Below are 14,510 nucleotides of genomic sequence, written 5' to 3'. Positions count from 1 at the left end.
CGGCCGCTGACCGCTCACGAACCGAGCGCCGACCGCCACTGACCGAAATCCTGAAGCGCCTGGTCAGGCGGCATTTCCCGGCCCTGCTCGAAGGCCTTGACGTAGGCGTCGCCGCCGATGCGGGCGCGGACCGTGCTGGTCACCGCGGCGACGTCGGTGTCCCCGGTGACGTCCGTGCCGCGCAGCCCGACGGCGACGCCGAGCAGGAACGCCGCCCGCTCGTCCTCGGCGCGCGCGGCCAGCACCCCGGCCAGCCCTTCGACGGCCCGCGCCGCGCCCGGCAGGTTCGCGTGCTCCAGCGCCGTGGCCAGGGCCTCCTGGTGCAGCTCGGTCGCTTCGTCGAGGTCGCCTTCGGCCGCGGCCGTCCAGCCGAACCCGGTGTACAGCCCGATCCGCGTCTCGCCGCCGGTCACCGGATCGGCGGCCAGGCCGACCGCCGAGGTGTACCAGCGCCGGGCCGCGGCCAGGTCCCCCGCGTGCCGCGCGAGCTCGCCGAGCCCGCCGCGCGCCCGGGCGAGGGTCAGCGTCGTGCCCGCCGCCCGCGCCAGCTCCGCCGCGGCTTCGTAGTCCGCCTGCGCCCCTTCGGTGTCGTCGGCCCGCAGGGCACCGTCGGCGCGGCGGCAGAGCAGGTCGGCCGCGTCCTCGGCGGCGCCGAGCTCCCCGGCCAGCCGGACGGACTCGTCCATCAGCTCGCGGAACCGCGCGTGGTCGCCGCGCCAGTCCGCGAACTCCGCGAGCTTCTCCAGCGTGGTCGCCTCGCCCCAGCGGTCACCGAGCTCGCGAAAACCTTGCAGTGACGCCGAAAAGTGCGCCTCGGCGTCGTCGAGCCGGCCGCGGTACTGCGCGCCGAGGCCGTCGCCGATCCGCGCGAACGCCCGCGACCAGGTGTCCTGGCCGATCAGCGCGGCCAGCCGTTCGCCTTCCTTCGCCTTGGTGCGCGGGGAAAACGCCCACAGCAGGAAGAGGTACGGGTGCCGCAGGGGGCCGTCGAGCGCCTGCATGATCGGCTCGATCCCGACGTCGGTGGCCGACGCGTGGATCAGGCAGACGACGTACTCCTCTTCGAGGCCGGGCGGCGGCTCCGGGCCGACGGCGGCGAGTACGGCGTCGGCGAACGGCCGGGCCTCGCTGCGCAGGCCGCGCAGCCACCAGTACCACGTCAGGGCCGCGAACAGCCGCAACGCGGTTTCCGGGGCCTCGGCGGCACTCCAGCGCAGGGCCGCGTGCAGGTCGGCGTGCTCGGCGGTCAGCTGCGCCAGCACGGTGAGCTGGTCCGCGCCCCGCAGTTTCGGCTCGGCCGCGCGGGCGACGTCCAGGAAGTACTTCGCGTGCGCCGCGGGGTCGGCGGTGCCCTGCTCCGCGCAGAACGCCCGGATCGTCTCCAGCATCCGGTACCGGCCGCCCGCGTACTCGACGAGGGACTTCTCGACGAGCCCGGTGAGCAGGCCGTCGGTGTCCCCGGCGGCGCAGACCCGCTCGACGGCGTCGAGCCGCGCCCCGCCGGCGAACACCGCGAACCGGCCGGCCAGCAGCTGTTCGTCCGGGTCGAGCAGGTCCCAGCTCCACTCGACGACCCCGCGCAGCGTCCGGTGCCGCGGCTCGGCGGTCCGCTCGCCCCGCGACAGCAGCCGGAAGCGGTCGTCGAGCCGGGCCGCGACGTCTTCGGCGGCCATCGACCGCAGCCGCGCGGCGGCCAGCTCGATCGCCAGGGGCAGGCCGTCGAGCGCGACGCAGATCCGAGACACGGTCGCGGGATCGAGGTCCACGCCTGGGACGACGGCCGCGGCGCGGTCGGTGAACAGCCGCTGGGCCGCGTCGGCGGACAGCGCGCCGACCGGCACCAGTGTCTCGCCGGTGAGGCCGAGCGCCTCCCGGCTGGTGGCCAGCACCCGCAGGCCGGGGCACGCGCCGAGTAGCCGCCGGACGAGCCGCGCGGCGTCGGCGACGACGTGTTCGCAGTTGTCGAGGATCAGCAGCAGCGGCCGGTCGGCGAGGCCCGCGACCAGGCGGTCCGCCGGGTCCGCCGCCGCACCCGGCGACAGCACGCCCTGTTCGCGCAGGCCCAGCGCGGCCAGGACCGCCTGCGGCACCTCGGTCGTCGTCGCCAGTTCGACGAAACACACTTCGCCGGGTTCGCGGGACGCGGCTTCGACGGCGAGCCGCGTCTTGCCCGCGCCGCCCGGGCCGGTGAGCGTGACGAGCCGGGCGTCGCGCGTCGCCGTGGTCAGCCGGTCGAGTTCGGCGCGGGCGACGAACCCGCCGATCGGCACCGGAACCCGGCGCGCCGGGGCGGGCGCGGCGGCCCGCAGGACGGCGACGTGCGCGTCCGCGAGGTCCGGCGACGGGTCGGCACCGAGTTCGTCGGCGAGGCGTTCCCGGATCTCGGCGAACACGGCCAGGGCCTCGGCGGACCGGCCGCTGCCGTGCAGCGCGCGCATCAGCTGGGCCACGAGCCGTTCGCGCAGCGGGTGCTCGCCGGTCAGCTCCCGCAGCGGCGCGACGAGCCGCTCGTGGTGGCCGAGGGCCAGCCCGGCTTCGATCCGGTCCTCGGCGGCGGCCACGCGCAGCTCCGCCAGCCGGGCCGCGCGCGGCGGGTCCGCGAGCCCGTCGAGCGCCGGTCCCCGCCACAGCGCGAGCGCGTCACCGAACAGCTCCAGCTTGGCTGCCGGGTCCGCGGTGTCCCGCGCCCGCGCGGTGAGCGCCTCGAAACGGTGGACGTCGACGTCCTGGGGGTCCACGGCCAGCCGGTACCCGGCGGGGGTGAACTCGACCAGGCCGTCGGGGGCCCCGCCGTCCCGCAGCCGCCGACGCAGCCGCGACACCTGGGACTGCAACGCCTCGGCGGCGCCCTCGGGCGGGTTTTCGCCGTGCAGGCCGTCGATGAGCCGCTCGGCGCTGACGACGCGCCCGGCGTCGAGGGCCAGCAACGCGAGCAGCCCGCGCAACTGTGGACCACCGAGGGCGACGGGGGTCCCGTCCGGACCATGGGCTTCGACCGGCCCGAGAATGGCGAACTGCACGCCGCCGAGTATGGCGACTCAGGCGCGCAGCTTGCGGAAGAACGCGCGAACGTCGGCCACGAGCAGCTCCCCCGCCTCCATCGCCGCGAAGTGGCCGCCCTCGGTGAAGTCCGACCAGTGCTCGATCTTCTCCTCGGGATCCATGATCCGCCGGACCACGGGCGAGCTGTTGAACACCGCCCAGCCCGCCGGGACGTCCGAGGGGGCCAGCCAGCCGTGGCCGGAATGGGCGGCCTCGTAGAGGAACCGGGCCGCGGTCGCGCCGCTGCGGGTGAACCAGTACAGGCTGACCGTCGTGAGCAGCCGGTCGCAGCCGATTCCGCCGTCGGCGTTCGTCCACGCCTCGAACTTCTCGGCGATCCAGGCGAGCTGCCCCACCGGCGAGTCGGTGAGCCCGGCGGCGAGCGTCTCGGGCTGGTGCGACTGGAGGTCCAGGTACCCGCGCCCGGCCTTCCACGCCTCCCGGGCCGCGTCCAGTTCGGACTGTTCGGCCTCGGTCAGGTTCTCCGGCATCGGGAGCTGCTCGCCGGCGAGGGCGATGGTCCCGCGGTCGCTGTTCACGTGCGTGCCGAGGACGCGCTCCGGGTACAGCGCCGCGAGCCGGCCGGTGACGCCCGCACCGATGTCGCCGCCCTGCGCGGCGAAGCGGTCGTAACCCAGGCGCGTCATCAGCACGGCGAAGGCGTCGGTCGTGCGCGCCAGCTCCCACCCGGGCCCGCTCAACGGCGTCGAGAAGCCGAATCCCGGCAGGGACGGGACGACGACGTGGAAGGCGTCCGGGCCGGGCTCGGTCAGCGGGCCGAGCACGTCGAGGAACTCGGCGAACGAGCTGGGATAGCCGTGGGTGAGCAGCAGCGGCATCGCGTCGGCGCGGGGCGAGCGGACGTGCAGGAAGTGGATCCGCTGACCGTCGATCTCGGTCGTGAACTGCGGGAAGGCGTTGAGCGCGGCCTCCTGCGCGCGCCAGTCGTAGCCGGTCCGCCAGTACTCGGCCAGCTCGCGGACCCGCGACGGCGGGATGCCGCGGGACCAGTCCGGCCGGTCGCCGGGCACCGGCTCGGGGTAGCGGGCGTCGGCCAGGCGCCGGTGCAGCTCGTCCAGCTCGGCCTGCGGGATCTCGACGCGGAAGGGGCGGATGTCGTTCGTCATGGACAGGACGTTAGGGACGATTGCGGAAGGGTTCCTTCCGCAATTTCTGGCATCCTCGAACGATGTTGCAGACCTCCGCGCGGCTCCTGCGGTTGCTGTCGCTGCTCGAAACGCGGCGCGACTGGACCGGCGCCGACCTGGCCGGCCGCCTCGGCGTCACCACCCGCACCGTCCGCGCCGACGTCGGCAAGCTGCGCGACCTCGGCTACCCGGTCGAGGCCTCCCCCGGCGTCCAGGGCGGGTACCGGCTCGGCGCGGGCGCGCAGCTGCCGCCGTTGCTGCTGGACGACGACGAGGCGGTGGCCGTCGCGGTCGGGCTGCGGACCGCCGCCGGCGTCGCCGGGATCGAGGAGACGTCGGTGCGTGCGCTGGCGAAGCTGGAGCAGGTGCTGCCGTCGCGGCTGCGGCACCGGGTGCACGCGCTGCAGGCCGCGACGGTCGCGGTGCCCGGCACCGGCCCGGCCGTCGACGCCGACGTGCTGAGCGTGATCGCGTCGGCGATCCGGGCCGGTGAGCGGCTGCGGTTCGGCTACACCAGCCACGAGCGGGCCGAGAGCCGCCGCGACGTCGAGCCGCACCGGCTGGTCAGCTGGGGACGGCGCTGGTACCTGGTCGCGTGGGACACCGGCCGCGAAGATTGGCGCACGTTCCGCGTCGACCGGATGACGCCGCGGACGCCGAACGGGCCGCGGTTCGCCCCGCGCGAGCCGCCCGAGGGTGACGTCGTGCGGTTCGTGCAGCGCAGCGCGGGCGCCGCGACCTGGCGGTACCACGCGAAGGTGCGCCTGCACGCCTCGGCCGGGCACGTGCGGGCCCGGCTGCCGCTCGCCGTCGACGTCACGGCCGAAGGTCCGGACCGGTGCGTCGCCGAGGTCGGCTCCGACCACGCGCCGATGCTCGCGCTGTACCTCGGCCTGCTCGAAGTGGACTTCGAGGTGCTCGACGCGCCGGAGCTCGCCCGGGAGCTGGCGAAGACGGGCGAGCGGTTCCTGCGGGCTAGCGCAGCGAGTTCGCCAGCTCCTCGATGAGGTTCATCTGCTCCTGCATCCCGGTTTCCATGCCGGATTCGATGATCGTGTCCCGCAACGCCTTGCTCGTCGTCTGCGTCAGCAGGTGCACGACCGTGCGGTCGCCTTCGAGGGCGGTGAACGTGACGGTGGTGACCGGCACGTCGGCCTCCGGCAACGGGTCGGCGCCTTCGAACATCTCGGTGAAGACGAGCTTTTCGTCTGGCACGATTTCGCGGTACTCGCCGTGGAACGCGACTTCGAAGCCCCCGTTCGCCGTGATCACGTACCGCCAGCGGCCGCCGGGCCGCAGGTCCATCTCGACCTCGGTGGTCGTGCCGCGATGCCCGGCCCACCAGCGCTTCACCAGCTCGGGCGTGGTCCACGCGCGGTAGACCAGGTGCTTCGGCGCGTCGAACTCGCGCGTGATCAGGATCTGGTCGTCCGCAGGCAGGGTGATCTTCGCGCTGCTCGCCGTCTCCACCATGTCACTTCTCCTCTTGCTTCAGTTCGTCCAGGACGTCGTCCAGCAGCTCGAAGCGTTCCGACCACGTCCGCTCGTAACGCTTCACCCAGTCGTGGATGGGTTTCAGCGCGGCGCCGTTGAGCCGGTAGACGCGCTGACGGCCGTCCTCGCGCACGTCCACCGCCCCCACCTCGCGCAGTACCCGCAGGTGCTTCGACACCTGGGGCTGGGCCAGCCCGAGCAGGCCGACGAGGTCGCCGACCGACCGTTCGCCGGCCATGAGCTCGTCGAGGATCTGCCGCCGCCGGGGTTCGGCGACCGCGTTGAAGGTGTCCGCCGTCGTCGCTGCTCGTGCCACGCGGCAATCATATGCCCATATGGGTATGCGTCAAGACCCGGTGCGCTCCTGGGCGCGGAAGTGGTCCCAGGCCCGGCTGACGAGCGACGGGTGCGTCCGCAGGTCGATCGCCGTGCGGGCCAGCGCGGACGCCGAGGCCAGCATCGCCGCGCGGCCCCGCGGCGACGCCGCCGCTTCCGCGAACTCCCGCGTGTGGTCGGGGTACTCCTGGGCCGCGATCGCCACGAACGGGTGGATCGCCGGGACGCGGAGGCTGACGTCGCCGATGTCCGACGAACCCAGGTACACCCCCGGCTCGGGCGGTCCGGCGTGGATGCCGCACGCGGCGAGGTGCTCGGTGAACCGCTCCGACAGCACCGGGTTGTCGCGGAAGTGCGCGTAGCCGCGGCCGAGGCGTTCGACGTCCACCTTCGCGCCGGTCGCCATGGCCGCGCCCTGCACGCAGGTCGTGACGTCTTCGACCAGCCGGTCCAGGGCCTCCGTGGTGAGCGCGCGGAGGCCGAAGCGGCCTTCGGCGCGGTCGGGGACCACGGTGGTCGCCTCGCCGCCGTCGGTGACGATGCCCTGCACGTGCGAGCCCGCGGGCAGCCGCTGGCGCAGGGCCGACAGCGCGCCGAACGCCTGGATCAGCGCGGCGAGCGCGTCGACGCCGTGTTCGGGGTCGCCGGTCGGGTGCGCGGCGCGGCCGTGGAAGGTGACCTTCAGCTCGACCCGCGCGGTCAGCGGCGCCCACGACCACGAGTGCACTCCCGGGTGGACCATCAGGACGGCGTCCACGTCGTCGAAGATCCCGGCCTCGGCGAGCGCCTGCTTGCCACCGCCGCTCTCCTCGGCCGGTGCGCCCACGGCGAGCAGCGAGCCCCGGCTGTCGCCGAGCACGTCCTTGGCGGCCAGCGCGGCGCCGAGCCCGGCCGCCGCGACCAGGTTGTGGCCCGAAGCGTGGCCCAGGCCGGGCACCGCGTCGTACTCCAGCAGCAACGCCACGCACGGACGCCCGGTGCCGGCGCGCGCGACGAACGCCGTGGGCATCCCGGCGGTGCCGGTCTCGACCTCGAAGCCGTCCGCGGCCAGCTCGCCGGTCAGCAGCTTCGCCGCGGCATGCTCCTCGAAGGACGGTTCCGGCCGCTCGTGCAGCCTGGCCGCCACGGCCCACAGCCGCTCGTCCAGGCGCTCGACGCACTCGTCGGCGCGCTCGTGCAGCTCCTCGTGCCACTCCATGCCCTCGGAATACCCGCAGTGGGCCCGGTCACACAAGAGTAGTCGTCCGGTCACGCGGTTTGCCCCATACCGCGTGCGGGTATCCAGGCGGTTCCCCATCCCCAGGAGAACCCCGGTGACAGACCAGGTATTGACCTTCGGCGTCGAAGAGGAGTTCTTCGTCGTCGACCGGCGTGGACTGCTGTCCCACGCCGGGGACGACGTCGTCGACGCCGCGGAAGCGGCCGGCGGCGACCAAGGCGAGCTCCAGCACGAGCTCACGCGCACCCAGGCCGAGGCCGCCAGCGACGTCTGCCGGACCCATTCCGGTGCGCTGAGCCAGCTCCGCGGGATGCGCGCCGACCTGGCCTCCGCCGCGGGCAAGCGCGGGCTCCGGCTGCTGCCCAGCGGCTGCGCACCGCTGTCCGAAGAGGACCTGCCGGTGATCTCGCCGACGCCGCGCTACCAGCAGATGGCCGAGCACTTCGGCGCCACCGCGCGGACGTCGCTCACCTGCGGCTGCCACGTGCACGTCGCGATCCCGGACAAGGAGACCGGGATCCGGGTGCTCGCCCGGGTCCGGCCGTGGCTGCCGGCGCTGCTCACCGTGACCGCCAACTCGCCGATCGCCGACGGCTACGACACCGGCTACCACAGCTGGCGCTACCAGCAGTGGAGCCGCTGGCCCTCGGCCGGCCCGCCGCCGAAGTTCGGCTCCCTCGACGAGTACGAGAGCGTCGTCGACGCGTGGCTGCGCGCGGGCTCGATCCTCGACCGCGGGATGGTCTACTGGGACGTCCGGCTCTCGGAGAACCAGCCGACGCTGGAGTTCCGCATCGCCGACGTCGCCGCCACCCCGGAGGACGCGGTCCTGCTCGCCGTACTGGCGCGCGGCTTGGTGGCCACCGCGCTGGACGACGACGCTCCCCCGCCGGACCTGCCCAACGAGGTGCTGCGCGCCCAGCTGTGGCGGGCGTCGCGGGACGGCGTCTCCGGCCGCTGCCCGCACCCGCGCACCGGTGACCTGGAGCCGGCCTCGGCGGTGCTCGACGACCTGATCAAGCTGACGAGCACCGCCCTCGAAGCGGCGGGCGACCGGGAGTTCGCTTTGGAGGGAACGGCTCGCCTGGCCACCGGTGAGGGCGGAGCCGACCGGCAGCGGCGCTCGTTCGCGAAGCGGCAACGCGGGGAGGACGTCGTCGACCTGCTGGCCGTGACCGGCTGACCGGCGCTAGCCGGGCCGGCCGACCTCCTCCATCATCAGGAGCGCGCCCTGGCTCTTCCCGGCCGCGCCTCGCAGCGCGCTGCACAGCAGCCGGACCACGACCGCCCGGCCACGGCGGTTGATCGCGTCCAGGGTCAGCTCGGCGCTCGACTCGGCGTCGCCCAGCGCGTCGCGGACCACCGGGCGCAGCTCGGCGAGCGGCAGCCCGATGTCCAGGTTCAGCAGGTGGGTGCCCTCGGCCTCTTCGCGGCGCACGCCCCAGAGCTCCTCGGCACCGCGGTTCCAGGCCTTGATCCGCATCTCCGTGTCGAGCACGACGATCCCGGCCTGGATCGAGGTCAGCACCGACTCCAGGAAGTCGTTGAGGTCGTCGAGCTCCAGGCTGCGGTCACGCAGGGCGTCGTTGATCGTCTGCAGCTCGTCGTTGGTGGAGTGCAGCTCCTCGTTCATGGTTTCGAGCTCTTCGTTGGTGGACTGGAGCTCCTCGTTCGTCGTCTCCAGCTCCTCCACGGTGGACTGGAGCTCCTCGTTGGTGGTCTCCAGCTCCTCGTTGGTGGACTGGAGCTCCTCGTAGGCCGATTCGAGCTGCCGGTTGGAGTGCTCGAGCTCGGTGAGCAGCAGCCGCGCCCAGCTGACGTCGTGGAACACCACCGACACGCCGAGCAGGCTCTTCTCCTTGCCCAGCAACGGGTTGACGTGCACCTCGTACCACACCACGTCCCCGGCGCGGCGCCACTCGACGTCCTTGATGCGCAGCGACCGGCGCTCCAGCCGGGCCTGCTCGACGTAGGGGCGCAGGGCGACCGGGCGGTAGGAGACGTCCAGGTCCCACAGCTTGCGGCCGATGTCGCGTTCGGACAGTCCGAACGCGATCTCCGCCTGCTGGTTGATCAGCGCCGTGACCTCTTCGCCGGTCACCACGATCTGGGCGACGGGACTGGCCGAGAACGCGTGCTCGCGCAGCTGGTCCAGCCCCGAGACGTCGGCCGGGCGCCGGCCCGGGTAGCCGTGGGAGACGAAGTGGCTGTACCCGACCGGCGAGTTCGCCACCTTGCGGAACACCCGCCGCTTGAGGTCGAGCGGCTCGAAGATGCGGGTGTGGCTGAGCAGCATCTCGGCCTTGCCCAGGAACATCATGCCCCGCGGGGCGAGCGCGAAGTGGAACCGCTCGAGGATCTTCGTCTGGGTGTCGGCGTTGAAGTACATCAGCGTGTTCCGGCACACCAGGAGGTCGATCCGCGAGATCGGGGCGTCCTGCACGAGGTCGTTGCGGCCGAAGATGACCGAGCGGCGCAGGTCCTTGCGGAAGCTGTACCGGCCGCCGTACTGCTCGAAGTACTCCTCGAGCTTGCCCTCCGGCAGTCCTTCGAGCTCGGCCGCGGTGTAGGACGCCTGCCGCGCCTGGGCGAGCGCCTCTTCGTCGACGTCGGTCGCGTAGATCTTGACCCGCTGGCGGAAGGCGTCGACACCGATCGCCTCGGCGAACGCGATCGCGAGGCTGTAGGCCTCCTGGCCGGCCGCGCAGCCCGCGCTCCACACCCGGATCGGCTCCTCCGGGGAACGCTCGGCCAGCAGCGCGGGGATCACCTGGTCCCGCAGGTAGTCCCAGGCGTCGGGGTCCCGGAAGAACCCCGTCACGTTGATCAGGATCGTGTTGAACAGCGCGACGAACTCGTCCGCGTTGACCTGGAGCTGGTCGATGTAGTCGGCGAAGGTGCCGGCCCCCACCTGGCTCATCCGCCGCTGGACCCGCCGCATGAGGCTGGTGCGCTTGTAACCGGTGAAGTCGAACCCCCGGGACTCCTTGAGGTAGGCGAGCACCGATTCGAACTCGTCGTCGGCTTCCGGTGGGGGATTTGTCACCTGGGACACGCTACCCGTGCGGGCTCGCGGGCCGTCCGCGCCTGGTCAGCACCGCCCAGACCACCTTGCCGCCCGACCAGGACCGGCTGCACCCCCACACCCGGGCGACCTGCGCGACCAGCCGCAGCCCGATGCCGGCTTCCCCGGGGTTGAGCCGCTCGTGGAGCACGGCCGGGTGCGGATCGTCGTCGCCGACCGCGATGGTGAACAGGCCGCGCCTCAGCTCCAGCCGCAGCCGCGGCGCGGAGACCGTGTGCCGGATCGTGTTCTCGACCAGCTCGGTGGCGACGAGCCTGCCGTCCTCCTCGTACTCCGGCACGTCCCACTGCGCGCAGACCCGGCTGACGAACTCCCGGGCGAGGGCCGAGGCACCGACGGTGGGCGCGAGCAGCTGCACCGCGCGGCGCCGCCGCGGGCAGTCCCGGGCCGCCTCGGCCTCGCCGACGCCGGCGTGCACCGCCACGAACCGGTCGATCACGCGGCTTTCGAACAGCTCCAGGTGTTCCGGCCGCCTCGAGACGAGCGAGAAGGGGATGCCGGGCCAGTCGCTGATCCGCATGGCGATGACGGAGAAGACGCTCGCCAGGCTCGCGTCGCGGATGCGGAGGCCTTCGATGTCGGCGATCACGCCGTCCGGGGCGTCCGTGGCGATCTTGAGCAGGCCGTCGCGCAGGTCCGGGTAGCTGTGCAGGTCGAGCGTCCCGGTCACCGTCACCACGGTCGAGCCGGGGCGGTGCACCGGCACCAGGCTCACCGCCGCGCCCTCGCCGGTCATGCGGGCGGCCCGGTCTCCGGGTGCTGGGCGATGAGGAACCTCCGGAGGGTTTCGGCGGCCGTCGTGCATTCGCGCGCGGTCGTGTCGTACCGGCTGGTCAGCCCGGCCAGTCCGCGGTGGGTGGAGTCGCGTTGCATGCGCTGGGCCAGTGCCGCCTTCTCGTCGAGCGAACGCAGCGCCGTCCACAGCGCCCGCTCGAACTCGGCGTCGTGCGCGTTCAGCAGGGCTTCGGCCGACCACGCGTGCCCGATGCGGCAGCGGTACCGCCCGTGCGGGTGGTCGATCTCCAGCAGCGTGCCCTGGCAGTCCGGGCAGCTGTACCCGGACGCGGGGGTCCCGTCGCCGGGCACGACCGCGTCCAGCCGGACGCTGTCCCGGGCGATCCGGTCTTCGAGCAGCAGCCCCGGTGACGGCGGGTTCGCCGGGGCCTGGTCGACCGGGACGCGCACCAGCTGGTCGAGCACCTTGCCGAGCACTTCGGCCGGGTAGACGTGCTCGGTCGGGGTGAGGGCCAGCGCGTTCGCGGGCATCCCCGGGTAGAGCGCCTCCTCCGGGTCCTGGACCATCGCCAGGCCACCGCGCTCCACCACCGAGCAGAGCCCGGCCGCGCCGTCGTCGAGCGCCCCGGAGAGCACGACGCCGATCGCCGCGGGGCCCGCGGTGACCGCCGCCGAACGGAGGGTGGCGTTGACGGCGGGGCGGTGGCCGTTCTCCGTCGGGCCGTGGCTGAGCAGCAGGGTGCCCTCGTCGATGAGCAGGTGGAAGTCGGGCGGCGCCACGTGGATGACGCCGCCGGTCAGCGGCCCGCGGTGCTGCGCGGGAACGGCCGGCAGGGCGCCGGAGCGGCTCAGGATCTGCGGCAGGGCGCTCGACGCGCCGGGCGAGAGGTGCATGACGACGAGGACCGCGGCCGGGAAGTCCGCCGGCAGGGCCCCGACCAGGCTGCGGAGTGCCTCGACGCCGCCGGCGGAGGCGCCGAGCACCACCACGTCACGCTGGAAGGGCACGTCGACCACCTCCTCACCCCGTCACGGTAGTCGCCTCGGCGGCGGCGGGTAACCGGGGCGGGCGGATCGATATTGTCCACAGTGGACTTCCGGTGGGGTCGACCGATTCGGGTCCCCGCCGCGATCCGTGGTTAAACATCACTCGGACGGGGAAGATCTTGACGGTACCGAGGTCCCGCACGCGCCAGGGGGCACCGTGAGTGAACGTCGAACCATGCGAACGTGTAATGGCCCGCGGACCCGGTCGTCCGGGACCCTTGACGGGATGTCTGAAGGCACGGGACCCGACCGGCGGAGCACCGCCACCGTGCGCTGGCGTGCGTCGATCGGCTTGACCGTCGGCGCCGGCGGCCCGGTGTCGAGCATCGTCGAATCCGAGCACGGCAGCGAAGGGTCCGCCCGCGAGTGGATCGAACGAAAGCTGCCCGGAACCCGCTTCCCCGCCTGGATCCCGGCCGCCCGCCGAGCGGACGGCATCGAGTTGTTCGGCCGCGTCGCCCGGGGCCGGATCGTCACGGGCCGCTTGGTCCCCACGTGGGAATCGGACACGGCCACCGAAATCTGGCACGCGGACCGGACCGGTGACGAAGTCCAGTGGCGCCGCTGCGCCGCCGAAGACCACTAACAGCCCCGCGCGCGTTCCCGGCAGAGACCGATCTTTCGCCGAGAAAGATGCGTTTGGTGAGACCGGGGTTTCACTATGTGGGCCGCAACTCCGCCTGGCGTCGGCGTGCCGGCCTCTGGAACAGCGAAATGGCGGTTGCGGCTGCCATTAGCTGCGATCCGTGCGGGGCCTTGAACTCCGGCAATGTGACTCCGGGCGGGTCAGCTGTAGAGGGCTCGGTGGGCCGCCCTGATCACCGCCGCGTAGCCGCCGCCCAGTTTGCCTGCTCGGGCCAGAGCCGCTCGGGCCGCGTTGGCTCCCGGGCCGCCGTGGACCGCTCCGCCCGGGTGGGCCGACGCGCCCGCCAAGTACAGGCGGTCGACCGGGGTGTCCGCGCGGCCCGTGCCCGGGACCGGGCGGAAGAAGAGCTGCTGGTGGATCGCCGTCGTGCCGCCGTTGATCGCGCCGCCGACCAGGGCCGGGTTGTGCTGCGCCAGCTCGGCCGGGCCCTGGACGTGACGGTTCTTGATCAGGCCGGCGAACCCCGGCGCGTGCGCCTCGACCGTCTCCTCGATCCGCTTGACCCGCCGCTCCAGCGCACCCCGGCCCGCCATCGAGCCCCGCGGCACGTGCGTGTAGGCCCAGGCCGCCTCGGTGCCCGCGGGCGAACGGTCCGGGTCGCTGGTCGTCATCTGGCCGAACAGCAGGAACGGGCGGCGCGGCGTCTTCCCCCGCGCGAGCTCACCGCCGAAGGCCGACAGGCCGTCGAGGTCCGCGCCGAGGTGGATCGTGCCCCCGCCGCGCGCGTTTTCGGCCGTCCACGGCACCGGGCCGGACAGCGCCCAGTTCACCTTCACCGTCGCGCTGTCCCACTCGAACGTCCGCAGGTCGTCCAGCAGCCGCGACGGCAGCCACTCCGACGCGACCAGCCCGCCGTACAGCACCGGCGCCGGCACGTCCGCGAGCACCGCGCGGTGCGCCCGGACCGGGTCACCCGCGGCGTCACGCACCCCCAGGGCCCGTCCGCCGGCCACGAGCACCTCGCCGACCGGGCGTCCACAGTGGACTTTCCCGCCGCGGGACTCCAGGCGCCGCACCAGCGCCGCGGTCAGCTCCCCGGCGCCACCCGCGGGCACCGGGAACCCGGTGTCCTGCCCGACCATCGCGAGCAGCCAGCCGAACACCGCGCTGCCCGCGTTGTCCACGGAAAGGTCGCTGTGCGCGGCATTCCCGGCCAGCAGCAGCTTCGCGCCTTCGCCGGTGAACAGCTCGTCGGCCAGCCGCCGCGCCGGCAGCGTCAGCATCCGCGCCAGGCGCACGGCGTCGCCCGTGCCGGTGCGCCGCAGCAGTTTCAGCGCCGGGCGAACGGGCGGGAACGGCGTGAACAACGCGGCCAGCAGCGGGTCACGCAGCTCTTGCCACTGCTCGGACAACCGGCGCCAGGCGGCGCCGTCACCCGGCGCGAACTCGTCCACGGACGCGGTGGTGCGATCGAGGTTCCGCGACAGCACCGCGCACCGGTCGTCGGGCAGCACGTGCGCGAGCACGTCGGGGGCGTGCCGCCACCGCAGGCCGTGCTCCTCGAGCCCGAGTCCCCGCAGCACCGGCGACACCGCGCCGAGCGGGTAGAACGAGCTGAACAGGTCGTTGTGGAAGCCGGGTTCGGTGAGCTCGGCGGTCTGGACCGCGCCGCCCGGCTGCTCCGTCGCCTCCAGGACCAGCACCGACCAGCCGGCGTCGGCCAGGAGGTTCGCCGCGACCAGGCCGTTGTGGCCGGCGCCGATCACCACCGCGTCGGCGGCTTCCGTGCTCACTCGGCCTCCCGGCTGGTCGGGACTC

Annotated in this window: 12 protein-coding genes; 3 read left to right on the top strand and 9 right to left on the bottom strand. The window is 73.5% G+C overall.

Annotation, left to right across the window (positions count from 1 at the left end):
* Nucleotides 1-14 precede the first annotated feature (14 nt).
* Both VA596_RS27550 and VA596_RS27545 read right to left on the bottom strand, forming a co-directional pair.
* Entirely contained in the window at nucleotides 15-3,020 is a 3,006-nt protein-coding gene (locus VA596_RS27550) for an ATP-binding protein (protein WP_323331066.1), read from the bottom strand.
* Between the two features lie 18 nt (nucleotides 3,021-3,038).
* Nucleotides 3,039-4,169, bottom strand: coding sequence for an epoxide hydrolase family protein (locus VA596_RS27545; protein ID WP_323331065.1), 1,131 nt, complete (start codon nucleotides 4,167-4,169; stop codon nucleotides 3,039-3,041).
* 62 nt (nucleotides 4,170-4,231) lie between these two features.
* Between VA596_RS27545 and VA596_RS27540 the strand changes: the two genes are divergently transcribed.
* Nucleotides 4,232-5,197 (top strand): helix-turn-helix transcriptional regulator, encoded by a 966-nt coding sequence (locus VA596_RS27540; RefSeq protein WP_323331064.1) that lies wholly within the window; start codon nucleotides 4,232-4,234, stop codon nucleotides 5,195-5,197.
* Here the strand turns inward: VA596_RS27540 and VA596_RS27535 are convergent.
* From VA596_RS27535 to VA596_RS27525, 3 genes are read right to left on the bottom strand one after another with little or no spacing between them, the layout of a single operon-like run.
* Entirely contained in the window at nucleotides 5,166-5,663 is a 498-nt protein-coding gene (locus VA596_RS27535; RefSeq protein ID WP_323331063.1) for an SRPBCC family protein, read from the bottom strand. The two genes, VA596_RS27540 and VA596_RS27535, sit on opposite strands and share 32 nt — an antisense overlap.
* 1 nt (nucleotide 5,664) lies before the next feature.
* Nucleotides 5,665-6,000: an ArsR/SmtB family transcription factor gene (locus VA596_RS27530; RefSeq protein ID WP_323331062.1), complete on the bottom strand. Its 336-nt coding sequence runs from the start codon at nucleotides 5,998-6,000 to the stop codon at nucleotides 5,665-5,667.
* Nucleotides 6,001-6,030: 30 nt separating this feature from the next.
* Nucleotides 6,031-7,218, bottom strand: a complete 1,188-nt coding sequence (locus tag VA596_RS27525; protein ID WP_323331061.1) for an amidohydrolase — start codon at nucleotides 7,216-7,218, stop codon at nucleotides 6,031-6,033.
* A gap of 115 nt (nucleotides 7,219-7,333) precedes the next feature.
* On the opposite strand from VA596_RS27525, the gene VA596_RS27520 reads away from it, so the two are divergent.
* Nucleotides 7,334-8,422, top strand: a complete 1,089-nt coding sequence (locus tag VA596_RS27520) for a carboxylate-amine ligase (RefSeq protein ID WP_323331060.1) — start codon at nucleotides 7,334-7,336, stop codon at nucleotides 8,420-8,422.
* Between the two features lie 6 nt (nucleotides 8,423-8,428).
* On the opposite strand, the gene VA596_RS27515 is transcribed toward VA596_RS27520, so the two are convergent.
* From VA596_RS27515 to VA596_RS27505, 3 genes are read right to left on the bottom strand one after another with little or no spacing between them, the layout of a single operon-like run.
* Nucleotides 8,429-10,285, bottom strand: coding sequence for a CheR family methyltransferase (locus VA596_RS27515; RefSeq protein WP_323331059.1), 1,857 nt, complete (start codon nucleotides 10,283-10,285; stop codon nucleotides 8,429-8,431).
* A 10-nt stretch (nucleotides 10,286-10,295) separates the two neighbouring features.
* Entirely contained in the window at nucleotides 10,296-11,060 is a 765-nt protein-coding gene (locus VA596_RS27510) for an ATP-binding protein (RefSeq protein WP_323331058.1), read from the bottom strand.
* On the bottom strand, nucleotides 11,057-12,067 hold the full coding sequence (locus VA596_RS27505) for a chemotaxis protein CheB (protein WP_323331057.1): 1,011 nt from the start codon (nucleotides 12,065-12,067) through the stop codon (nucleotides 11,057-11,059). Before VA596_RS27505 ends, VA596_RS27510 begins: the two co-directional genes overlap by 4 nt.
* A gap of 265 nt (nucleotides 12,068-12,332) precedes the next feature.
* On the opposite strand from VA596_RS27505, the gene VA596_RS27500 reads away from it, so the two are divergent.
* Complete coding sequence (locus tag VA596_RS27500) at nucleotides 12,333-12,692, top strand: hypothetical protein (protein ID WP_323331056.1); 360 nt, start codon at nucleotides 12,333-12,335, stop codon at nucleotides 12,690-12,692.
* Nucleotides 12,693-12,892: 200 nt separating this feature from the next.
* On the opposite strand, the gene VA596_RS27495 is transcribed toward VA596_RS27500, so the two are convergent.
* A complete protein-coding gene (locus VA596_RS27495; protein WP_323331055.1) occupies nucleotides 12,893-14,485 on the bottom strand; it encodes a phytoene desaturase family protein in 1,593 nt (530 codons plus the stop codon).
* Nucleotides 14,486-14,510: the final 25 nt, after the last annotated feature.

The sequence above is a fragment of the Amycolatopsis heterodermiae genome (assembly GCF_034929455.1).
Taxonomy (GTDB): domain Bacteria; phylum Actinomycetota; class Actinomycetes; order Mycobacteriales; family Pseudonocardiaceae; genus Amycolatopsis; species Amycolatopsis heterodermiae.
The sequence above is the reverse complement of the archived record's forward strand: the minus strand, read 5'-3'. Positions and strand labels throughout refer to the sequence as shown.

What these genes read in the sequence shown, in the direction of transcription:
- VA596_RS27545 (WP_323331065.1), bottom strand. Translation starts at nt 4,169, where the DNA reads ATGACGAACGACATCCGCCCCTTCCGCGTCGAGATCCCGCAGGCCGAG.
- VA596_RS27540 (WP_323331064.1), top strand. Translation starts at nt 4,232, where the DNA reads ATGTTGCAGACCTCCGCGCGGCTCCTGCGGTTGCTGTCGCTGCTCGAA.
- VA596_RS27535 (WP_323331063.1), bottom strand. Translation starts at nt 5,663, where the DNA reads ATGGTGGAGACGGCGAGCAGCGCGAAGATCACCCTGCCTGCGGACGAC.
- VA596_RS27525 (WP_323331061.1), bottom strand. Translation starts at nt 7,218, where the DNA reads ATGGAGTGGCACGAGGAGCTGCACGAGCGCGCCGACGAGTGCGTCGAG.
- VA596_RS27510 (WP_323331058.1), bottom strand. Translation starts at nt 11,060, where the DNA reads ATGACCGGCGAGGGCGCGGCGGTGAGCCTGGTGCCGGTGCACCGCCCC.
- VA596_RS27500 (WP_323331056.1), top strand. Translation starts at nt 12,333, where the DNA reads ATGTCTGAAGGCACGGGACCCGACCGGCGGAGCACCGCCACCGTGCGC.